General features: G+C 51.9%; 21 protein-coding genes. 14 read left to right on the top strand and 7 right to left on the bottom strand.

The window, feature by feature from the left end; translation table 11 throughout:
* From DEP07_RS27525 to hfq, 9 genes are all read left to right on the top strand, one after another.
* Entirely contained in the window at positions 1-444 is a 444-nt protein-coding gene (locus DEP07_RS27525; protein WP_063227542.1) for a RicAFT regulatory complex protein RicA family protein, read from the top strand.
* Positions 445-579: 135 nt separating this feature from the next.
* Positions 580-1,140 (top strand): outer spore coat protein CotE, encoded by a 561-nt coding sequence (cotE, locus tag DEP07_RS27520; protein ID WP_063227541.1) that lies wholly within the window; start codon positions 580-582, stop codon positions 1,138-1,140.
* Between the two features lie 122 nt (positions 1,141-1,262).
* Positions 1,263-2,549 carry a putative amidoligase domain-containing protein gene (locus DEP07_RS27515; RefSeq protein WP_229049698.1) on the top strand — a complete coding sequence of 429 codons (1,287 nt, stop codon included), beginning with the start codon at positions 1,263-1,265 and terminating at the stop codon, positions 2,547-2,549.
* 84 nt (positions 2,550-2,633) lie between these two features.
* A complete protein-coding gene (gene mutS / locus DEP07_RS27510) occupies positions 2,634-5,207 on the top strand; it encodes a DNA mismatch repair protein MutS (protein ID WP_122965273.1) in 2,574 nt (857 codons plus the stop codon).
* 24 nt (positions 5,208-5,231) lie between these two features.
* Positions 5,232-7,388, top strand: coding sequence for a DNA mismatch repair endonuclease MutL (gene mutL, locus DEP07_RS27505; RefSeq protein WP_287103276.1), 2,157 nt, complete (start codon positions 5,232-5,234; stop codon positions 7,386-7,388).
* A gap of 144 nt (positions 7,389-7,532) precedes the next feature.
* Positions 7,533-8,249, top strand: coding sequence for a Kelch repeat-containing protein (locus DEP07_RS27500; RefSeq protein WP_287103275.1), 717 nt, complete (start codon positions 7,533-7,535; stop codon positions 8,247-8,249).
* A gap of 255 nt (positions 8,250-8,504) precedes the next feature.
* Positions 8,505-9,290, top strand: a complete 786-nt coding sequence (locus tag DEP07_RS27495; protein ID WP_287103274.1) for a class I SAM-dependent methyltransferase — start codon at positions 8,505-8,507, stop codon at positions 9,288-9,290.
* Complete coding sequence (miaA, locus tag DEP07_RS27490) at positions 9,287-10,246, top strand: tRNA (adenosine(37)-N6)-dimethylallyltransferase MiaA (protein ID WP_173596514.1); 960 nt, start codon at positions 9,287-9,289, stop codon at positions 10,244-10,246. The genes DEP07_RS27495 and miaA overlap by 4 nt, the downstream gene beginning before the upstream one ends.
* Positions 10,247-10,275: 29 nt before the next feature.
* Positions 10,276-10,515 (top strand): RNA chaperone Hfq, encoded by a 240-nt coding sequence (hfq, locus tag DEP07_RS27485; protein ID WP_063227534.1) that lies wholly within the window; start codon positions 10,276-10,278, stop codon positions 10,513-10,515.
* A gap of 145 nt (positions 10,516-10,660) precedes the next feature.
* Here the strand turns inward: hfq and DEP07_RS27480 are convergent, their stop codons facing one another.
* The 3 genes from DEP07_RS27480 to DEP07_RS27470 form a co-directional block, all read right to left on the bottom strand.
* Complete coding sequence (locus DEP07_RS27480; protein WP_122965278.1) at positions 10,661-11,680, bottom strand: vWA domain-containing protein; 1,020 nt, start codon at positions 11,678-11,680, stop codon at positions 10,661-10,663.
* A gap of 74 nt (positions 11,681-11,754) precedes the next feature.
* A complete protein-coding gene (locus tag DEP07_RS27475) occupies positions 11,755-12,876 on the bottom strand; it encodes an AAA family ATPase (protein WP_274875369.1) in 1,122 nt (373 codons plus the stop codon).
* A gap of 222 nt (positions 12,877-13,098) precedes the next feature.
* On the bottom strand, positions 13,099-13,578 hold the full coding sequence (locus DEP07_RS27470; RefSeq protein WP_122965279.1) for a DUF6530 family protein: 480 nt from the start codon (positions 13,576-13,578) through the stop codon (positions 13,099-13,101).
* 272 nt (positions 13,579-13,850) lie between these two features.
* Between DEP07_RS27470 and DEP07_RS27465 the strand changes: the two genes are divergently transcribed.
* Positions 13,851-14,207, top strand: coding sequence for a GIY-YIG nuclease family protein (locus tag DEP07_RS27465; protein ID WP_173596516.1), 357 nt, complete (start codon positions 13,851-13,853; stop codon positions 14,205-14,207).
* Between the two features lie 146 nt (positions 14,208-14,353).
* On the opposite strand, the gene DEP07_RS27460 is transcribed toward DEP07_RS27465, so the two are convergent.
* From DEP07_RS27460 to DEP07_RS27450, 3 genes are all read right to left on the bottom strand, one after another.
* Positions 14,354-14,779: a VOC family protein gene (locus tag DEP07_RS27460; RefSeq protein WP_173596517.1), complete on the bottom strand. Its 426-nt coding sequence runs from the start codon at positions 14,777-14,779 to the stop codon at positions 14,354-14,356.
* A gap of 193 nt (positions 14,780-14,972) precedes the next feature.
* A complete protein-coding gene (locus DEP07_RS27455) occupies positions 14,973-16,199 on the bottom strand; it encodes a multidrug effflux MFS transporter (RefSeq protein ID WP_173596518.1) in 1,227 nt (408 codons plus the stop codon).
* A gap of 48 nt (positions 16,200-16,247) precedes the next feature.
* Positions 16,248-16,718: a MarR family winged helix-turn-helix transcriptional regulator gene (locus tag DEP07_RS27450; protein WP_063227529.1), complete on the bottom strand. Its 471-nt coding sequence runs from the start codon at positions 16,716-16,718 to the stop codon at positions 16,248-16,250.
* Between the two features lie 201 nt (positions 16,719-16,919).
* Here DEP07_RS27450 and infC point away from each other — a divergent pair, with 201 nt between their 5' ends.
* Both infC and DEP07_RS27440 read left to right on the top strand, forming a co-directional pair.
* Entirely contained in the window at positions 16,920-17,405 is a 486-nt protein-coding gene (infC, locus tag DEP07_RS27445) for a translation initiation factor IF-3 (RefSeq protein WP_063227528.1), read from the top strand.
* A gap of 17 nt (positions 17,406-17,422) precedes the next feature.
* A complete protein-coding gene (locus DEP07_RS27440) occupies positions 17,423-18,205 on the top strand; it encodes a DUF4184 family protein (protein ID WP_287103273.1) in 783 nt (260 codons plus the stop codon).
* A 76-nt stretch (positions 18,206-18,281) separates the two neighbouring features.
* On the opposite strand, the gene DEP07_RS27435 is transcribed toward DEP07_RS27440, so the two are convergent.
* Positions 18,282-19,232, bottom strand: coding sequence for an AAA family ATPase (locus tag DEP07_RS27435; RefSeq protein WP_173598855.1), 951 nt, complete (start codon positions 19,230-19,232; stop codon positions 18,282-18,284).
* Positions 19,233-19,457: 225 nt separating this feature from the next.
* On the opposite strand from DEP07_RS27435, the gene DEP07_RS27430 reads away from it, so the two are divergent.
* Positions 19,458-20,075 carry a hypothetical protein gene (locus tag DEP07_RS27430; RefSeq protein WP_173598854.1) on the top strand — a complete coding sequence of 206 codons (618 nt, stop codon included), beginning with the start codon at positions 19,458-19,460 and terminating at the stop codon, positions 20,073-20,075.
* Positions 20,076-20,237: 162 nt separating this feature from the next.
* On the top strand, positions 20,238-21,530 hold the full coding sequence (hflX, locus tag DEP07_RS27425; RefSeq protein WP_287103272.1) for a GTPase HflX: 1,293 nt from the start codon (positions 20,238-20,240) through the stop codon (positions 21,528-21,530).
* Positions 21,531-21,535 lie beyond the last annotated feature (5 nt).

Genomic DNA, 21,535 nt, shown 5'->3' with positions numbered 1-21,535 from the left:
ATGGAACAAACAAACCTGTACACACAAAAAGAAATTTTGGACAAAGCGCGCGAACTGGCTGCCATGATCTCCCGCACGAATGAAGTCGATTTCTTCAAGCGTGCCGAGCTGCAAATCAAGCACAATGAACGCGTGCAGGACTTGATCGACAAGCTGAAGCAAAAACAAAAGCAGATGGTCATGTTCGAATCGATCAATAAAAAGGAACTGGTGGAAAAGGTAGAAGCCGAGTACAACCAGCTGCAAGAAGAGCTGGATGCGATTCCGCTCGTCACCGAATTTAAGCAATCGCAGGTCGATGTGAACGATCTGTTGCAAATGGTGACGAATGTCATCACGAACACCGTTTCCGAGCGTATTATTTTGGATACAGGCGGAAATCCGCTGACAGGCGAAACTGGCGGCGGACCGGAAAAGAAACATAGTGGCGGTTGCTGCTCGTAAGGTAGCATCCAACGCGCAAAACGTTGCTACGCGTGAGTTCCCAAACGAGGCACCCAATTTCAGGTGGGTGTTTGCACCCTAGCCGAATGCCCTGCATACAAATGTACAGAAACGTTGTATGGAGGAGGTAACGAAATGTCGGGTACAGACAAAGATCTACAGTGCCGGGAACTCATCGCGAAAGCTGTCTGCGGTAAAGGCCATAAATTCTCTACTACCACCCACACCATCATACCGTCGCAAACTCCTTCGACGATCCTCGGATGCTGGATTATAAACACGAACTTCCAGGCAGAGAAAGTCGGAGACGCGGTTGAAGTATCTGGTACGTATGACGTCAACCTGTGGTTCTCGTTTGCCAATAACACGCAAACCGAAGTCAAGCGGGAAACTGTCAAGTTCTCCGTACTCGTTCCGCTTACGTTCTTCGACAAAAACTGCAGAGGCGATCTGGAAATTGTCGCTCGCGCCGTGGAACAGCCGAAGTGCGTAAAAGCCGAGTTGAGTGCTGGAGGTACCATCACAGTCAGGGTTGAAAGCGAATTTGCCGTTGAAATCATTGGAGAAACCAAAGTCTGCGTAGTGGTATGCAATAACTGCGATGACAAGGACTTCACGCTGATTGGCGACTATGAAGAAAACAGTGATGAATTCGACGACTTTGATTCAGCCAGCATGCTCGATGAGCTTGACTAAAGAGGAGAGATATCTCCTCTTTTTCTTTTTTTATCGGGAAAAAGCGGTATAGGCTAGGCTCTCACTCTTCTCTGGGCGCGATCATATGATAACGAAGAATACAGCATGGGAGAGTGGAAAGCATGGTACGCACGCGAGGAAGGGCATGGGAGGGACTGCAGGAGAGCGCTGTTTCGCAGCCAATGACGGCAAATGCCAAAGAGGCTGTCGCCTTTTTGCACCGTCCCGAGATCGGGCGCTGGCTGTTGAAAACGAGTGGTCTGCCTGTGGCTTCCGGGCGCACGACACCGCCTGGATGGCGGACCTACAAGCTTTGCTTGTACCAGGACCTGGTGCTCGATGTCGCGCGGAGCCTGGAACACCCGCAATGGCTGCTTTATCGCCTGGAAGAGCCGGACTTTGAGCCAGTTCCGTTTCCCTCTTCCGATCCGGAGGTGCAAGTCGTAAAAGCGCTGGCCGTGCGCAGCTTGTATGCGGTCGGTGCCGAAGCGGGGCAAGTGACCGTCATGGCAGCGTCTTCTCATCGGGCGAAGGTCGTTCGCGTGGAACCGGATTGGCCTGCGCAAAAGGCAGACGCTTACATGCAGCGTGCGCGAGAGTGGTGGCGGGAGCGCATGAGCAAGCAGCCGCAAGAGCTGAACAAAATGGGAGCGGACCCGGAGTTTTCCTTGCGCCGGGCGACAGGCGAGATGGCGCTCGCCTCTGATTTTTTGAAAATCAACGGGACGGTTGGGTGCGACACGACCCGCTACCGGGAAGATTTGGCTCTGCATCAGCATCCTGTAGCCGAATTGCGCCCCGCCCCAACGGAAGACCCTGACGAGCTGTTTCTGCATATTTACGAAGCGTTGCGGCTCGCAGGGAAAAAAATCCCGCACAAGGATGTGGAGTGGCTGGCGGGCGGGATGCCTTTTTCCGGCTATCCGATTGGCGGACACATTCACTTCGGCGGGATGACGCCTACGTTTTCTTTGCGGCGCAAGCTCGATGCGTACTTGGCGTTGCCGCTCGTGCTGATTGAAGATCCGGGTTGCATCGAGCGCAGACATCGCTACGGCTTTTTGGGCGATGTGCGGGAAAAGTCGTACGGCTTCGAATACCGGACACTGCCAAGCTGGCTGGTGCACCCGGTCATCGCGCGTGGAGTTTTGCATCTGGCCAAACTGGTCATGATGAGCCATGCCGAGCTGAAAGCGACCCCGCATTTGCAGTTGCCGCTGGTCAAGGCTTACTATCGCGGCGACAAAGAAACGTTGGAGCCGTACGTCAAGCAAATCCGCGAAGAATTGCGAGAGTTGCCTGGCTACGCGCTTTCGCGAATACACTTGGAGCAATATTTTGACTTGTTGCTGCGAGGCGAGACATGGCTTTGCGATTTCGACCTGAGAAGTGCCTGGAATCTTCTGTGAATTTTTTGCCGCGAATCGAGCATCAACATCATGGGAGGAACATGGTATAATAGCGTCGAGATTGGAAGGCTAGGAGAAGAAAAAATGGCGCAATATACCCCGATGATTCAGCAGTATCTGGCTATCAAAAAAGACTATCCGGATACTTTCTTATTTTTTCGCTTAGGCGACTTTTACGAACTGTTTTTTGACGATGCTATTCTCGCGTCCCGCGAGCTGGAAATTACGCTCACCGGACGCGAGGGTGGTGGCGATGAACGGATTCCGATGTGTGGCGTGCCGCATCATTCTGCGGATGGGTACATAGCGGAACTGTTGAAAAAAGGTCACAAGGTAGCGGTATGCGAACAGGTGGAAGACCCGAAAGAAGCCAAAGGGGTCGTTCGCCGCGAAGTGACCCGTGTCATTACGCCCGGCACGATGATGGAGGGCAAATGGCTTACCGACAAGGAAAACAACTACATGGCTGCCTTGGCAGCGCTGGACGGCCGCGTCGGAATTGCTGCATGCGACATGAGTACAGGAGAAATGTACGTCACATCCGTGCTCGGCCAGATGGAGGCGGCCCTGGATGAGGCTCTGCAATACCGTCCGAAAGAACTGGTGTTCTGCGGTGTCGAAGCTTTGCCCAAGACAGCTTTGCCGACGACGGTTGTAGAGAGTCACCAGCTGGATGCTTTTGCGGTGGACAACCAGTATCCCGAAACAGGGAAAGAGCTGGATGTCTCCATGCGCTCGGCCGTCAACGCGCTGCTCTACTACATCGGCACGACGCAGAAGCGCAGTCTCGCCCACATGCGGCTCTTGAAGCGCTACGACAGCAAGCAATATTTGCAAATGGACGGCTTTTCCCGAAGAAATCTGGAGCTGACCGAAACGATCCGCGACAAGACGAAAAAAGGTTCTCTCTTGTGGCTGTTGGACCGGACGCAAACCGCGATGGGCGGACGGCTTTTGCGCAGATGGATCGAGCGGCCGCTGCTCGGACGCGCGGAGCTGGATGCCAGACTGGAAGCGGTAGAGGCGCTGAAAGCCGATTTGTTGCTGCGCTCCGATTTGCGGACTTGCCTGGACAACGTGTACGATCTGGAGCGGCTGGCTGGGCGGATTTCCTATGGGAACGCCAATGCCCGCGACCTGATTCAGCTGCGATTGTCACTCACGGCAGTTCCTGAGCTGAAAGCGTACTTGGAGCAGACAAAAGCGCCCGTGTTGCAGGAGCTTTCCCGCGGCATGGATGAGTGCGCAGACCTCGTCAGCTTTTTGCAGTCGGCGCTCGTCGACGATCCGCCGATCTCCGTGCGGGAAGGCGGAATGATTCGCACAGGCTACGATGAATATTTGGACAAGCTGCACTCGGCGAGCCGCGACGGAAAAACGTGGATTGCCCAATTGGAGCAAAGCGAACGGGAAGCGACAGGGATTCGCTCGCTGAAAGTCGGATTCAACAAAGTGTTCGGCTATTACATCGAGGTATCCAAGTCCAACATTGCCAACGTGCCAGCGGGCCGTTACGAGCGCAAGCAAACGCTCGCCAACGCAGAGCGCTACATAACCCCCGAGTTGAAAGAGCGGGAAGCGCTCATTCTCGAAGCAGAGGAAAAAATGATTGAGCTGGAGTACCAGCTGTTTGCCGCCGTCCGCAGCGAAATCGCCAAGCACATTCCGAGATTGCAAAGCCTTGCCGAACGGATTGCCTCTGTAGACGTTCTCCAGGCTTTCGCTACGGTCAGTGACGAGCGCGGATTCGTGCGCCCGCAGCTTGTCGATGACGGGGAATACGTGATCGTGGACGGCCGCCATCCCGTTGTGGAAGCCGTATTGGAGCGGGAGAAATACGTGGCGAACGACGTGAGGATGAACCAGGACGAGCGTCAAGTGCTGCTGATCACGGGACCGAACATGGCTGGTAAAAGCACGTATATGCGCCAAATCGCCCTCATTACGGTCATGGCGCAAATCGGTTGTTTCGTCCCGGCAAAAGAAGCGAAGCTGTCGATTGTCGATCAGATTTTTACCCGGATCGGAGCGGCTGACGACCTCGTCGGCGGTCACAGTACGTTCATGGTCGAGATGCTGGAGACGAGACATGCCTTGCAAAAGGCGACAGCAAAAAGCTTGATCTTGCTCGATGAGATCGGTCGCGGGACTTCTACGTACGATGGCATGGCGCTGGCACAGGCGGTCATCGAGTACATTTGCCAGCGGATCGGTGCCAAGACGCTGTTTTCCACGCACTATCACGAGCTGACGGGCCTTGCCGAGACGATGAAAGGCGTCGTCAACGTGAACGCCCGCTGCGAGGAGCGAGACGGCAAGCTGTTGTTCCTGCACAAGATCGAAGAAGGCCGGGCAGATAAAAGCTACGGGATTCACGTGGCGGAGCTGGCGGAAATGCCTGGATGGGTCATCGAGCGGGCACGCAGCATTTTGGCAGGGCTGGAAGCAACCAGTTCGGCTGCTTCCGACATGCAGATGTCGCTAGAGTCGCTCTGGTCCGCGCCAGTTGCCGCTGTGCGCGAGGAGCCTGTGTCGCTTTTGTCGTCGGAGGAAGAAGAGATTTTGCGCGATTTGCGTGAGATCGACCTGAATCAGACGACACCGATGGATGCGATGATGAAGCTGTTCGCGTGGAAACAACAGTTGAAGAAAAAATAAGCTTCGGGCGGAGGGGAGGATCGCATGGGAACGATTCGAGTGCTTGATGAGCAGCTCGCCAATATGATCGCGGCGGGTGAAGTGGTGGAACGTCCGGCATCTGTCGTCAAAGAGCTGGTCGAGAACGCGATTGACGCCAAAGCCACTTCGATTGAGATTCATGTGGAGGAAGGCGGTCTGGAGCTGATCCGCATTGTCGACAACGGACACGGCATGGATCGGGACGATTGCTTGCTGGCATTGGAACGCCATGCGACGAGCAAGATCAGCACCCAGCGCGACTTGTTCCGGATTCGCACACTCGGCTTTCGCGGCGAAGCTTTGCCGAGTATTGCCGCAGTGTCTCGGATGGAGCTGACGAGCAACCGATCGAGCCGCGAGATCGGTACGCGGCTGCTCGTCGAAGGCGGCGCAGTCAGCGAAGTGGCAGACGCGGCAGCAGTGCAAGGGACGGAAATATGTGTCCGCAGCTTGTTTTTCAATACACCTGCCCGGTTGAAATACATGAAGTCGATTGCCACAGAAGTTGGGCATATCTCGGATTACGTCAATCGGCTCGCTTTGACTCACCCGTCGATTTCCTTTCTTTTGACGCACAACGGGAAAAATTTGCTGCAAACGACGGGGGACGGCAAGCTGCTGCACGTCATGGCGGCGATTTACGGTGTACAGATTGCCAAGCTTCTCATTCCGATTTCGGGGGAAACGCTCGATTTCCGCTGGAACGGATTTTTGTCCAAGACGGAGGTAACGCGAGCAAACCGCTCCTACCTTTCTACACTGGTCAACGGTCGCTACGTTCGCAGCTATTCGCTCAACAATGCGATCATGCGCGGCTATCACACGCTTTTGCCGATCGGACGGTTCCCGATCGTCGCGCTGCAAATCGAGATGGACCCGACGCTTGTCGATGTCAATGTCCATCCTGCCAAGCTGGAGGCGCGGTTCAGCAAAGAGGACGAGCTGTGTACGGCAATCGAGCAATCCGTCAAAACGACGCTCCGGCAAGGTTTGGGCATCGTTCGTCCGATGGAGACACCGCAAAAGGCGAAAATCACCACGCAAGTCGTCCAGCCGCAGTTTGACTTGACGTTTGCCAAGCCAGCCGCGGAGACGCAGACGCGTTCACTTGTGGAAGCCAGCCCGCGCCTGCAAGAGTGGATGGCGCGGCAGGAGCAAAGCCAGCCGTTGCCGTTGCAAAAAGAAGCGGCAAGCGAGCTTTTGCCGGTTGCCCAAAGCAGGAAGGTTCAGGAAGCTTCCGAAGCTTATCCGCGTGCAGAGCAAGAGCAAGGGCTGGCGAGTTCTGCTCCACAAGCAGAGAAAACAGGACAAGAGCAGGCACAACAAGAGCAGGCCGCCGCTTCAGGGAGCGTGTTCGAGAAGGTCGCGCCCGTATCTGTTGCCACCGCTCCTTCTGCTTTCCTTGAAGGAACGAGTGATTCTGCTAGTCCTTCTGCTTCGCTTGAAGGGACGACTGGTTCTGCCGCCCCACTTGAAGGCATGGCTGCTCCACTTGCTCAACCTGATGCAGAGCAAGCGAGCGAGCCAGAGCAGAACGCCGCACCTGTAGCGGAGGAGCGCGTGCAGTCGGCTGTTCCGGTCATGTATCCGGTCGGACAGGTGCATGGAACGTACATCGTCGCCCAAAACGATGAAGGGATGTACTTGATCGACCAGCACGCCGCCCAGGAGCGCATCTTCTACGAGTATTTCATGGCCAAGCTGGCAGAAGAAGGTGTGGCCAGCCAGATGATGCTGTTTCCGCACACGGTCGAGTTCACGACCGCGGAGGCGGCCAGACTGGAAAAACGGCTGTCGCTTCTGCAATCGTTCGGCTTGGAAGTAGAAGCTTTTGGCGGGCGCACGTTCATCGTCAGGGCGCACCCGCATTGGTTCCCGGAAGGAGCCGAGCTGGAAGTTATCGAAGAGCTGATTCAGTTCGTACTGGAGGCGGGAGAGCAAGGGCAGGCCCATCCTGTGCAAATGCGGGAAAAGGCTGCGATCATGATGTCGTGCAAAGCATCGATCAAAGCCAATCGCTTTTTGACCCACGCCGAAATGGAGAGCCTGCTGAATCAGCTGCGCGAGACGAGCAGCCCGTTTACGTGTCCGCACGGCAGGCCGATTGTAATTCACTTTACTGGCTATGATTTGGAGAAAATGTTCAAGCGCGTCATGTAGTGCAAACACGCATTTTGCTAATACCGCCCCTCGGATGAACGCCGATGAACGACGACCGATTCGGCGGGGCGTTGGCTGTCCTGGCGGATGGAGATGTAGTCTCGTGATTGGCGGCGGAATGGTGGCGACAGGCGAGCGGTACGTGTGAAAAACGATGAATGGTCGAGTCTTGCCCAGATGGACGAGGTTCGCTATGGTCCGGGCGCAGCGATTTTGCCAGACGGCAGAGTCCTTGTGGTTGGCGGAGATCCTGCCGGCAATCCGGATAAGATATGGAAAACAACCACCATTTACGACCCGGACTCGGACTCGTGGGAGCCTGGCGAGCCGATGCGCATCGAGCGATTCAAACCGTTTGCCGTTGCGCTTGCGGATGGCAGAGTATTGGTAGCAGGCGGCATGTCCAAACGCGCCTATTTGAAGTCCGGGGAAATATACGACCCGCAGACGCAAAGCTGGAGCAAGGCAGCCGATATGACGATGACGAGAGAAGGAGCGAGCGCAGCGCTTTTGCAAGATGGACGGGTGCTGCTTGCAGGAGGTCAAACATCGAAAAGCGAAAAAGCCACCTTGTTCTACCAGCCACAGTTGCAAATCCGGCTGCTGTTCGGCGAAGCTGCCCGTTTGCAGGTCGACCGACAGGACGTTTTGCAAAATCTCTCCTACTCGATTGATGGGGGAGCTGACCAGGCTTTTGGCGAAGAGGATCGTGTTGTCGTATCGGAGGAGCACCTCGACATTACGCTGGATACTGTGCCGAAAGGATCGAACATTCGAATCAAACTCACAGCAGGCATTTTCGCCGATGAAGCCGGAAACGAAAACGAAGAAGCGATTACGGGAAGTCTCGTGTACAACTAAAATCACCAGCTCGCCAATCGTTGAAAAGGCGATCGCCACCAAACAGGCCCAATCCGCTATGGGCCTGTTTGGCTTACGTACATTCATTCTTTGTAAAAAAATTCACAAGCTCGCAACGGACGAAGGAAAACATGATATGATAAGAAAAGAGAGGGAGTTTGGCTCAGATTCTATTTGACCGCCAAATTAATCCTGCTTACAATAAAAGAGTTTCCGTCCTGAAGAGGCGTAGACGTACGGAAAGGAAACAGATACGTGATTGTGACGACGGGACTTGAGCCTGCCGAGGAAACCTTGCGACACGCTGTACATTTGGCTGAGACATTCGGCGTACAGACAGTCAGACGAGGCGACCTTTCTCTCAGTCAGCTGCGAAAACGGCATGGCGACGACGAGGTACTGGTTGTTTCAGCGCAAGGAGCGCGCCTGGAGGTACCGGGGAAAAAGCCTTTCGTTTTTCACCCGAACACTTCCGCTTTTCGTATAAAGCGGCTGTTGCGCGGCGATACTGATACTATGCTTGTTGCTTGCCAAATTCAGCCAGGTGATGAAGTGTTGGATGCTACGCTTGGATTGGGTGCTGACGCGATTGTGTTTTCCCATGCGACAGGAGCTAACGGGAAAGTAGTCGGTATCGAATCGGAACGGGTGCTGGCCATCATGGTCGAAGACGGGCTCAAGCACTGGACATCTGACTCGGAACAGCTGGAGACAGCCATGCGTCGCATTGAAGTGCGGTGCGGGAACCATTTGGAAGTCATGCAGGGATTGCCAAGCCGCTCTTTCGATGTCGTTTATTTCGATCCGATGTTTGAAATGACGGTGGAAAGCTCGGCAGGCATCGCTGGGGTACGGGAGTTTGCCAACCCGCAGCCATTGACAGAAGAAGCGATTGCAGAAGCACTTCGCGTAGCAAGAAGACGCGTGGTGATGAAGGAAGGGAAAACAGGCAAAATCCACGAGCGCTTTGGTTTCACGCCATTTCGCTCTCGCGGCCAGCAGGTCGTGTACAGTTACAAAGAGACAGGTGGAGGGGAGTGACTTTGCAAGAGAGAGAAAAGCTAGTCGTCATTGTTGGACCGACAGCCGTCGGCAAGACCCAACTCAGTCTGGAATTGGCCCAGCAGTTCAACGGCGAGATTATTTCCGGGGATTCCATGCAAGTGTATCGCGGCATGGACATCGGGACGGCGAAGGCGGAGCCAGCCGAATTGGCACTGGTGCCGCATCATCTCATCGATATCAAAAATCCGGACGAAGAATATTCTGTCGCGATGTTTCAGGAAAGCGCTACCCAACTGATCAGCTCGATCAATGGGCGAGGCGGCCTTCCGTTTATCGTAGGCGGTACGGGTCTCTACATAGAATCGGTTACCCATCGTTTTCAATTTTCACAAGCCACGCAAGATCCAGAGCTGCGGGAAAGGTTGCAGCGTTTGGCGGATACAGAAGGCGTGGATGCGCTGCACGCGAGATTGGCCGACGTCGATCCTGTAACGGCTGAGCGTTTGCATCCGAACGATGTAAAGCGGGTGATTCGCGCTTTGGAGATTTATGAGAGTACGGGCTACAAAATGTCCGACTTTCAGCTTCGAGCACAGCACTCCCCATACGAACTGGTGATGATCGGACTCACGATGGATCGCGCCATTTTGTATGAGCGGATCAATCGTCGCGTCGAGCTGATGATCGAAGCGGGGCTGATCGAGGAAGTGCGCGGACTTCTGGACAAAGGCTACGACGCCTCGCTGGTGTCGATGCAAGGCTTGGGCTACAAAGAATTGATTCCTTATCTGTACGGTGAAATTACGTTGGAAAAGGCGATCAATGACATCAAGCAGCGGACGCGCCATTTTGCCAAACGACAGCTGTCGTGGTTCCGCCGTATGCCGGAAATCCAGTGGTTTGACATGACCGATCCGGCTTGTCAAGCGAACTCAGTGGAAACTATCAAGCAGATATTGGCAGGAAAGTTTCAACAATTGCCGAATATATAACATACAAGTCCTTTTAGGGGGTAGTGTACATGAAACAGACGATCAACATTCAAGATACGTTCTTGAATCATTTGCGGAAAGAAAACATCGCGGTTACCATTTACCTTGTGAACGGATTTCAATTGCGCGGGTATATTAAAGCGTTCGATAATTTCACGATTGTGATTGATAGCGAAGGCAAGCAACAATTAGTATACAAGCATGCGATCTCCACTTTCACTCCGCAACGCCCAGTTTCACTGATGTCTCAAGACAACAACCAGCAATAAGTCGTGAAATGCTCTGCCCACCAGCCAGGACCCTAGAGGTTCTGGTTTTTTCTTTTTGCCAAGCTTTTCTTTGCAAAAGCGCAACACAAACAAAGGCTCCCCGCTTATACCCGGAAAGCCTTTGTCAGCTGAGTTTTCAGGCAAGTTACAAATACCGGGCAATCATTCGAACCAGCTTTGCAGGAAACTCGTGTAAATTTGTCATATCCAAAAAGCGTTCCTTTCCGTAAATTTCACTAATGACCTCCTTGTCTTGGCCGATCGCCGCTGCAAGGAAGGCGACTCCTTTTCGTTCGTACTCCTGGATCGTTTGCTGCATATCGGCAACCGCATGACTTCCGGTATAGTCGTCCAGCGCTTTCGGTTGTCCGTCGCTGATGCTGATCAACAATTTGGTCTGTTGCGGGCAGACGACTAGCCGTTCCGCCATAATGCGCAGTGCCATTCCGTCGCGATTATTGCTTCTGGCTTGAATCCGCATCAGCCGGAAGCGGTCAGTGGCGTCCGTTTTGTCCAGGTCGACATAGGCGAAGACGGACATTTGCTCCAAGCGGGACACATCCGCCGTATCCCCGTAGATCAACACAGGAATGTGGCAAAGCTGACAAAATTCATAGACGGCGATGACCGCCCGTTTGGCCGCCTCCAGTCTCCCGAAGGCTGACATCGACGCGGATTCGTCCACCCGCAGACCCACGACAAGCGACGGCGATTCCGTTGGCGGGCGTTTCTTGGCAAAATATTTGTAGTCTTTGTAGGCAACGCTGTCCGCTTGAAATTTGCTGCCGTAGTAACGATTCCGCGCAAAGTCGGAAGTGACCTCATGCTCCAAGTAGGGAAGTGTCTTTCTGGCAAGCTGTTGTACGATGGGCATGAGTCCTTTGCTCAGGCGGACGTACTCCTGCTGGTTTTCCTGATCGTAGTCAGGGCGGTGCACGATGAGCTTCACTTTTCGATGAATCGAATCGGAAATGACCTCTCGTGCCGCCTGATTCAGCTTTTTGCGGAAATCGCGCTCCTGTTGCTTCGCTTCCTCTGAGGCAGACTCGGGGTTTGCCTGATGATAGCGAGGGGTGCCGTCTTCCCCCGGAGTGGAGCGCTCGATTTGAGCAGGATCGTCGGAGACTTGCGAAGAGTTGTTGTCACTGTCAGCCGATTTTTTCAAGGCGATTCCTGTTTGCTCCCGTGGCTGGTCTGTGTCAAAAGCAGCGTCGTCAATCTCCCCGGATGTCTTGATTTCTATGGCATCGTCCCAGTTTCGTTTTTTTTTAGCTCACCAGAAGAGGCTGCCTCCAGACGGGCAAACAATTCATGCTGGGCAAGTGCTTCTTCCAAAAGCTGAATTTCTTCCGGATCGGTCGTGATTTTGTAGATGACCTTGTGGTAAAGCGATGCTTTTGCAGAAATGCCGTTGGCAATCGCATCTGCCCAGTAAAAGAACGAACGCATTCCCGCCACACCCTTGATCGCATTGGCTCGTGCCGTTTTGTCCAATAGCAAAATGACATTCGCTAAGAGAGACAGCATTTCTTCATCTTGGAAGCCCGTTTTGGCCTTGACGCGCCCGATCATGACCTCTTTTGTCGGCAGATCCATCTTTTCCGTATGCTGGACTCTGTCGCGCAGTGCCTCGTTTAACGGTCTTGTTCCGGCATAGCTGCGGTTTGTCGTGATCACGGCGATGAAGTCCGGGTGCCTGCGGATGATTTCCGTTGGAAGGTTGATGCTCCCATCCAGCTCCAGGGCAGAGTTTAGCGCCATTAACACCGCAGCATCGCGAATCACGTTCGGTTCCTGGATTTCCAAAAGATAGCCCTTTTGATAGGCTCTGACGATTTCAGAAGGGTAAAATCGGTATTCAATCGCTTCCCCATCGCTCTTTTCCGCGGCAAGCTTCCCTAATTGCTTCATCATTTTGGCGGCTTGCTCCCCGGAAATCCCCAATGCCTTCATCAAAATTTCCGTTCCGCTTGCCAATCCTTCGTTTTCATAGAGAGCTGTTAAGGCGGTTTGTTGCGCAGGCTGCAAATTGTTTAGGCGCTCAGAAGAAATCACCGGCAAAATAGCTCCAATAATATCTGATTTATCCATATCGGCAAAACAAGTGACTTTCGTGTACGGAAGCCCGAAATTCGCCGATAAAGCTTTTGCCAGTTGAGTCTTGCCAGAACCCGCATCGCCCTCCAGCAAAATGTTGGCGATCTTCATTTCCCCGCGATGCCAGTTGCGCCTGACTTCGTCACTAATGCGCCGCTCTTCTTCGCTGACTTGATGGGTAGGTGGCTTTTTCCACACGAGTGCTTTTTCTTCATCAGTCAACTGTCTATCAGGTGATAAATAATCGTGTCTGTTTTCTGTCATTCCATGTTCCTCCAAATTGTCGTCATGCGGCGTGCTGCTCTGCTTTGTGCCTTTTTTCAACAGCGACAAGCGGGAGCAGGCAAGTGGCATCGCCGATCATCCATGCTTCACTCGCGGCGTGTACCGCTTCTTCGAGGGAAAACGTGTCTTCGACTAGCCGGGTACGAATGTCCCGTTGACCAGCCTTCCGATGAAAACAGGGGTAACTGCGGCTAAACAAAGCTAATAGCCCATGTCTCTTAAAACTTTTGCCAATGAGCGCAGACGCTCGCCGATCAGTTCCCCGTCGTCGCTTAAAATTTGGCTGAACTGCTTGATGTCTTCATGGAGACTTTCGTTGTCTGTGCAGATTGCGACGTTCAACGCATCGCCTTGCAGGGCAATCCTGTCGATAACGGGCTTTTGCGGATCGTAAAAATGCTCATATCTGTATGCATCGTGAAAATGAGCCAACGACCGGCAAAGCAGCAGCGACAGATCAAGAACGCGATGGAGCGGGAGTTCCTCCGGTTGACTTGCCCCGTTTTCTCCCGCGCTTTTCCACACCTTGGCTGTGATAGCGGCTTTTTTATGGTCACTTTCCCGAGTCAAGCCGAGCGAGAGCGCTTGGACATCCGTGTTTCTGGCATGACGGCCGTCCACTCGATCGTAGTTTTCTGATACCACGACAGGCTTGTGTTCGGACGTAGCGGAGATTTTCATGTTCTTTTCCTCTTTCCTTTTCGAAATTACTGCAAAGTCTATCTGAGTTTTCCGCGAGAAGCAACACTTTTTTGTTAGGATTGACAAACGTTTTGTTTTTATGTTTATTATTATATAAACTTAATATTAATTTGTTTGTTTTTTATCGAGCCATCCGCGCCCCTCTTTGGAAGAGAGGGAGCTTGAGGAAAGTATACAGGCAGAAAAACGGATGGAAGACTATTACAGGCTGCAGGTCAGGTGTAGCTCGTGAAAAGTGAGGAGAAACCAAGATGAATCGCAAAGACGAACTGAAACAGACGTTTAAGGAAGCGAAGACAGAGGCGGGCGTGTATCAAATCAAAAACACCCTTAATCAAAAAGTGTGGATTTGCAGTACCCGCAATCTTAAAACGATGAACGGAAAACTGTTCACGCTCAAACTCGGCTCGCATATGAACAAGCAACTGCAAAGCGAGTGGGATGAGTACGGAGAAGAGGCGTTCGTTGCGGAAGTGTTGGAGGTTTTGAAAAAGAAGGAAGACGGATATTTTGATGAAAAGGATGAGCTGGAGAAACTGGAACAAAAATGGCTCGACAAGCTTCAGCCGTATGGAGAACGTGGCTATCATCAGGAGAAAAAGAAATAGGCGTGGGTCTAGTGGAGGGAATGCAAAGCTGTATGGATTGCAAACAAACGAGAGCGAGCCGAAACACGTTATTCTCGCGTTTCGACTCGCTCTGACGGCTGGCATGTCATGATCTACAGACAAAGAAACAGAACGGTCTTAGATGATTATTGTTCGCCTTTAGTGAAAATCTGGAAGGTGATACCGAACTTGTCGCGCACGTTGCCGTAGGCAGGGCTGAAGAATGTTTCCTGCAAAGGCAGATGTACCTGCCCGTCCTCTTGAAGCGCTGCGAAAATGCGTTCTGCCTCGGCTTTATCCTCCAGCGAAATGCAAATGGTCACTTGATCGCCTAACTGATAAGGTTGTCCAGGAAACGCGTCAGAAAACATCAATTCGCTGTCGCCAATTTGCAGTGTAGCATGACCCACAAGATTTTTGGCTTCTGGCGGGAGCGGGTACTCAGGGTTTTCCGGCATTTCGCCAAACGTCTGCTTGTAAAGCACTTGCGCACCCAACACTTTTTCGTAAAACGAGATGGCTTCGCTTGCATTTCCGTTCAGGACAAGATAAGGGATCAGACGCAAAGACATGGAGGAATCAGCTCCTTGGAATAGTGGTCTAGGCATGGCTGACGACAGGAGAGCAGACAGGTATTCTGGCTTCCAATGTCATCCATAAGCAAATGATACCACAAAAGAACATACGTTCGCAATAGTGTCAAAAAAAAAACGAGGCCGCATACGCGAATCCTCGTTTTGTTGCGTCTACGCCGCATCTGAAAAGTTACGCGGCTTTTCGACGAATCATGAACAGATAGCAGACAATCGAGCCGATGGTGGCAAGCGCCATGACAATGCCCATCGGCACAGCAGTGCCTTCCCCTCCGATTCCGACCAGCGGAGCGACAATACCGCCGCTGATGAAGGAGAGCAGACCTTGCAAGGCAGACGCACTGCCTGCTGCTTTGCTCTGATTTTGCATGGCGAGCGAGAAGCCTGTCGCCCCGACGATACCGACGCTGGAAACGACGAAGAACAAAGGCACGAGCACGGCAACCAGCCCAGCGTCAAGCACGATCATGGCGAGCAGCGTGATTCCGCCAAGCCCAGCCAGCAAAATGCCAGTGACAAACAGTTTTGTCTCTTTGACTTTTCCGGCAAGTCGTCCGGTAATTTGGCTGGCGATGATAATTCCTACCCCATTCATGGCAAAAATCATGCTGAAGCCTTGCGGAGAGACACCAAAAATTTTCTGGAACACAAAGGGCGATCCGGCGATATAAGCGAACATCGCGGCCGTGACCAGACCTTGCGACAAGGCGTAGCCCATGAAAACCCGATCTTTCACCAGCCCGCCAAAAGTGGCGAGCGTATTGCCGATTCCGGCTTTGGAACGGCGATTGACAGGCAACGTCTCCGGCAATCCGAGCATGACGACGAGCAGCATGACGGCGCCGATCAGACCGAGTGCGACAAACACGCCGTGCCAGGAGGTAAACTCCAGCAGCTGACCGCCGACGATAGGCGCGGCAATCGGCGCAATCCCGTTAATCAGCATCAGCAGGGCAAAAAACTTCGTCAGCTCTGTGCCCGAATACAAATCGCGTACAGTAGCGCGAGCGATGACGATCCCGGCAGAGCCAGCAAGTCCCTGCACAAAACGGAGGAAGATGAACGTATAGATCGAAGGAGCAACCGCGCACAAAAAAGAAGACAAGGCGTATAAAATAAGTCCGATCAAAAGTGGCATTCTGCGTCCGCGTACGTCGCTGATCGGTCCCGCGAAAAGCTGACCGACAGACAGTCCAATGAGGCAGGCGGTCAAACTGAGCTGCGCCATCGACGTACTGGTGGAAAGATCGTCAGCCAGAAGCGGCAAAGCAGGCAAATACATGTCCAGCGACAAAGGGCCAAACGCTGAAAGCGAGCCTAAAATGGTGGCGATCCACAGGCGGCGCGTCTTGTTTTCGGCAAGCGCCGATGAGTCCAGTTCTTTTGCTACATGGTTCAAAGGGATGTTCCAACCTTTCTGTTGTGGAATGAAAAGCAAACGCCCCCGCTACTCTTTGGCTTCTTCAGATGGTTGGGTGTTTTCCATATAAAAGGTCATCAAGTTGCCGTGCATTCTATCCAGCATGCCTTGCAGAACGATTTTTTCTTCATCAGTAAAATCTTCAAAGCATTTTAGTTCAAGAACGCGCAGTGCTTCCTTGACAGCTTTTGTCGCCAAACGACCTTTGTCTGTGAGAAAAACCCGCGAGATTCGCTGGTCGCGTTCGTCAGCACGACGTTCGACCAGACCGCATTTTTCCATGCGATTGATCATGACGGTAAGAGTAGCCGGTTTGACCTGGATTCGTCTGGCCAGCTCTTTCTGAATCAAGCCGTCTGTGTGGGCAAGACGCATGAGGAGGATGGGCTGTCCCGGATAGACGTCATAGTTTTGAATCAAGTATTCAACGTTCTTCTTGTGAAGCTTCATCACATGGCCCATTGCATGCGTCAAAGCAGTAGAATAATCAAATTCCACCAGAGTACCCCCGTTTGTTAGCTGGCTAACAGAATGTAAATGTAAATGATTCTCAATCCACTGTCAATACTGATCTATTATACAAAAACAAAGCGCGCTCGTCATGAGGTTGACCAAGAATGTTGCAAACAAAAGGAAGGAGAGGAGCAGCAAGCTGTAGAATGTAAGTTATTTGGAAATGAAAGGACAGGGTGAGCAAAGATGATTGTGAACGAACAAATAAAAGCGGCAGAAGTCAGCCTCACTGGAGTGGACGGAGAAGACCTCGGGATTGTCGCTACCAAAGTCGCGTTGCAAATGGCAAAAGAGCAAGGCGTCGACCTGGTGTGCCTCTCGCTGGCGACAAGTCCGCCTCCGTGCCAACTCGTAAACCGCACGAATCATAAAGAACAGCTCAATCGCGAAAAGGCCAAGCAGCGCAAGGCAGAAAAAGGCATGAAAGTAAAAGAGCTGCGCCTGAGCGCTTTTATCGAAGATCACGATTACGAGACGAAAAAGCGACAAGCCGAAAAAATATTGGCGGCAGGCGACGCCGTGCAATTGACCGTGCGCCTGGAGAAAAAAGAGAGCCAGGAAGCGAAAAAGCTCGTCGAGGGGCTGGTCAAAGAGCTGGCGCATTGCGGAAAACAAGATAAAGGGATTCAAGTGAGCGGCAAACAAGTTGTTGCCGTCCTGCTCCCCAAATAAACAAAGCGAGTGATTTCATGCCATTTACTTTTTCGCATCCGGCGATTGTGCTGCCGCTAAAAAAGTTTGCCTGGGTATCGTTCCCGGCGCTTGTGCTTGGCAGCATGGCTCCGGACTTTGAGTATTTTTTGCGGTTGGCGCCTTACAGCGTCTACAGCCATACGACACTCGGACTGTTTACCTTTGACTTGCCGCTCGTCATGCTGCTTTATTTGCTGTATCGGTTTGTCGTGGAGAAAGGCTTGCTGGCGGTTGTGCCCCTGTGGATAGCAAAGGGTTTGGCTGGCGACAAGGGCTGGGACCAGGCGAATCGCGGGCGAGGGCGAAGCTTCTTTTTATCGTTTGTGATTTTCGCTTATTCCGCTTTGCTGGGAAGCTTCAGTCACGTCCTCTGGGATTCTTTTACCCATGACCGGGGAAGCATGGTGGAACGATTTGCCTTGCTACAACAACGCATTTCGCTTGCTGCTTGGGAGGTTCCCGTCTACAAGCTGCTCCAGCACGGAAGCACGCTGTTGGGCGGACTGGCCATTGTGTACGTCATCTGGCGTTGCGGGCGTGAGCGGAGGGAGAGAAGTATCCAAGTCGAGCAGGCGGCAGCGCATGTGAAAGGGCTGTTTTGGATCGGCGTAGCGGCCGTGGGCATGGCCGTAGCTTGTTGGGATGCGCTTTTTGTCAAAGGCGTTTCGCCCGTCCTGCATCCGCTGCAGCATGTCGTTCCGTTCATCTCGGGGGCGTTGCTCGGGGTGTGCCTTTTCGCTCCAGTGGTGAGTAGGTTCGGCTTGAAAAATAAAGCTTAGAAAAGAATGCTGGCAACGAAAAAATCCCTCCTTCTTGAGAGGGATTTCATTGTATGGATGGGGAGACGCGGCAGCCCTATATGGTGAAATCCTCGGATTTTAGCGTCAGTAAATCTTCTTTCGTTGGCTCATACACCTTCAACAAGCGCACAGCTTGCACCCGGATTGCTTTTTCGATGTTATTTCGAACAAACCGCGCATTGCTGAAGTTCTCGACGAAAGGATCGTTAAGAGCTGCCGTTACTCGCCGTCTCAATTTCTCACTGGCGTCCTTGCTCAGTTCGTATTCCTTGTTCTTTGACATTAGATGAGCAATTTCCATTAATTCATCTGCATCGTAGTCAGTAAACTTGATATGAACCGGAAAGCGGGAGGGCATTCCTGGATTGAGTTCAAGAAAGGAGTCCATCTCCTCGTTGTACCCGGCGATGATACAAACAAACTCATTGCCGTAATCTTCAAGTGATTTCGTCAGGCAGTCGATGGCTTCTTTTCCAAAATCTTTTTCGCCGCCGCGCGCCAACGAATAAGCTTCATCGATGAACAAGATGCCGCCAAGCGCTTTTTTGACCAAATCTCTTGTTTTTTGGGCCGTATGCCCGATAAATTCCCCCACAAGATCTGCGCGCTCGACCTCAATCAAGTGGCCTTTTGACAATACCCCCATTTCTTTAAAGATTTTGCCGAACAGTCGGGCGATCGTTGTTTTTCCTGTGCCAGGATTTCCTTTGAACACCATGTGGAATACTTGCTTTTCGATTTTCAGTCCATGCTTTTCCCGTTCTTTATTCATTTTGATGAGCGCATAAATTTCGTAAATCGTCTTTTTGGCTTCATGCAAGCCAATCAGGTTTTCCAACTCATCAAAGACAGAAGCCAAATTGGCACTTGCTGAAGCACGAACAATTTCAGCCAAAGTATTCGGTTGTTTAATACGCAACGGTCGGTTGAAAACGACCTGAATACGATTGGAACTGCTGGACGATTCATGTACATCTGCTGCTGAACTCGCTCCTGCTTGCTTCACCCGTGTCACCTGCCTTGACCATCATACAAAAAGTATACTCAGGGAGCCGATAAAAGCTGCCTATTTTTCAAAAATGAAGGTGTTGATTTACATATTATGGAATTTTCGAAGGGTGTCACTGAGATGCTGTTCAAAGTGGTTTGCTTTTTCCGATGAAAAATGTAGAGAGTATTATGCAAATTTACCTTGTATTGTAAAATATTCAAATCGAGGAGCTGATCGTTTGTGAGCGAGTTTACATCCGGCTTTTTAATGGAGCGCATCCATATGGGGAAAGTTGCAAAATACGCGCAAAGCAGATCTGTTATGAAGGAACTGAATCATAAATGGATCGTTTATTTGACAGAGGGTGATAACGACGCTGGAATAATGGACATGTCTCATGAATATCCAGTCATGTATTTTGACCATGAGGAAGATCATGGTTGGGGTTATCGCATATACGATCATGGAAAAATCATTGCCAGCCTGCGAATAAACTACGAATTAGAGGAAGGATTGCTTTGGGAAATGGCTCAGGAGAGATACCCTGAGGGAGATCTGATTGAGATTGTATACAATCAGGCAGGCGACGAACTGAGAGAGGAAATAAAAAACAATTTCGATGAGCTGATCTTGCAATCATTTGCCGAAGCCAATATCGGCAGCTTCGCCGTTTTTGGTTTTACACATGAACAACTAGAGACACTAAACGCTACTTTGACGCCTTCAGAAGTACGTTCTGGCAGCAATATATTTCAGATTGTAAATACCTTTAAAAGCGTCTTGCAATTAGAAGAGATGAGCTGGATCAACTATGATCATGTTGTCGAGGATGCTAATTACGATCTCATGTTTGACTGACTCTCGCCACCCTACTTGGATACAATGGCTTGAATATAAAGGGGAAGCCTCAAGTGGTAATTGAAAATTTGCTAATGGAAACAAGGCGGTCCATACCACACATCACACCCGTAACGAAATGGGCAAAATGTGGTATGATAAGAGAAGAAAGGGCGTGAATCGGTGAACGATCTGATCAAAACGAAAGAAACGGCGATCTTGGTCGGTTGCTTTTTGGATAACCGCGATGCAGAGCGAACACGTCTCTCCATGGAAGAATTGCATGAGTTGGCTGCCACTGCTGGCGTTGAGGTGCTCGATGTCGTGACGCAGAACCGGGATCGAATCGACTCGGCCTGGTATCTCGGGACGGGCAAAATTGATGAAATTGCCGATAAGGCCCATGAGCTGGACATTGATGTGGTCATTTTCAACGACGAGCTGTCGCCGAGTCAGACGCGCAATCTCGACAGGATATTCGATTGCAAGGTCATCGACCGGACGCAGCTCATTCTGGATATATTTGCTGGACGGGCGCAGTCCCGCGAAGGGAAAATTCAAGTCGAGCTTGCCCAGTACAATTATTTGCTGCCACGTCTCGCAGGGCAAGGGAAGCAGCTTTCCCGGCTTGGCGGGGGAATCGGTACGCGCGGTCCCGGTGAAACCAAGCTGGAAAGCGACCGACGCCATATCCGCAAACGGATCAGCGAGCTGAAACAGCAGTTGGAAGACACCGTCCGCACGAGACAGCTGCATCGGGAGCGCCGCAAGAAAAACAAAGTGTTCCAGATTGCGCTGGTCGGGTATACAAACGCGGGAAAATCGACCATTCTCAATCAATTGACGCAAGCCAATACGCTGCAAGAAGATAAGCTGTTTGCCACTTTGGACCCGACGACAAGACAGCTGGAGTTGCCAAGCGGCCTGGAAGTGCTCCTGACAGATACCGTTGGATTCATTCAGGACTTGCCGACGAGCTTGGTCGCTGCGTTCCGCTCTACGTTGGAAGGGGTAAAGGAAGCAGATTTGATTTTGCATGTGGTCGATAGCCACCATCCTGATTTTCGGGTGCACATGGAGGTTGTCGATAAAATTTTGCGCGAGTTGAAAGCGGAAGAAATTCCGCAACTCGTCGTATTCAACAAAGCGGACCTTTTGACAGAACGGTCTTACTTGCCGCATGCGGAGGATTCAATCCTCATTTCGGCCATGCGCAAGGAGGATCAGCAAAAGCTGCTGGCGAGACTGGAAGCTTTTGCGCTCGCTTCCTTCCATGAACTGAAGCTGCGGGTTCCGGTGGAGCGCGGAGATATTTTGTCCCTTTTGCATCGTGAAGGGGTTGAAATGGAACAGCAATTTAATGAAGAAGAGGAGTCATACCTGGTCACTGTACGCGTGAACCGGGACCATCCGATCTATGGGCGGATTGCTCCTTTTCTCCTGGATAAACCAGAGACTGTTGAAGAGAGTTGGTAAGATCA

The sequence above is a fragment of the Brevibacillus sp. genome (assembly GCF_003521185.1).
GTDB classification, from domain to species: domain Bacteria; phylum Bacillota; class Bacilli; order Brevibacillales; family Brevibacillaceae; genus Brevibacillus; species Brevibacillus parabrevis.
This window is presented reverse-complemented; position numbering and strand designations above follow the sequence as displayed.

Coding starts and splice junctions, on each gene's coding strand:
- DEP07_RS27525 (WP_063227542.1), top strand. CDS start 1: ATGGAACAAACAAACCTGTACACACAAAAAGAAATTTTGGACAAAGCG.
- cotE (WP_063227541.1), top strand. CDS start 580: ATGTCGGGTACAGACAAAGATCTACAGTGCCGGGAACTCATCGCGAAA.
- DEP07_RS27515 (WP_229049698.1), top strand. CDS start 1,263: ATGGTACGCACGCGAGGAAGGGCATGGGAGGGACTGCAGGAGAGCGCT.
- mutS (WP_122965273.1), top strand. CDS start 2,634: ATGGCGCAATATACCCCGATGATTCAGCAGTATCTGGCTATCAAAAAA.
- mutL (WP_287103276.1), top strand. CDS start 5,232: ATGGGAACGATTCGAGTGCTTGATGAGCAGCTCGCCAATATGATCGCG.
- hfq (WP_063227534.1), top strand. CDS start 10,276: ATGAAACAGACGATCAACATTCAAGATACGTTCTTGAATCATTTGCGG.
- DEP07_RS27475 (WP_274875369.1), bottom strand. CDS start 12,876: ATGACAGAAAACAGACACGATTATTTATCACCTGATAGACAGTTGACT.
- DEP07_RS27470 (WP_122965279.1), bottom strand. CDS start 13,578: ATGAAAATCTCCGCTACGTCCGAACACAAGCCTGTCGTGGTATCAGAA.
- DEP07_RS27465 (WP_173596516.1), top strand. CDS start 13,851: ATGAATCGCAAAGACGAACTGAAACAGACGTTTAAGGAAGCGAAGACA.
- DEP07_RS27460 (WP_173596517.1), bottom strand. CDS start 14,779: ATGTCTTTGCGTCTGATCCCTTATCTTGTCCTGAACGGAAATGCAAGC.
- infC (WP_063227528.1), top strand. CDS start 16,920: ATGATTGTGAACGAACAAATAAAAGCGGCAGAAGTCAGCCTCACTGGA.
- DEP07_RS27440 (WP_287103273.1), top strand. CDS start 17,423: ATGCCATTTACTTTTTCGCATCCGGCGATTGTGCTGCCGCTAAAAAAG.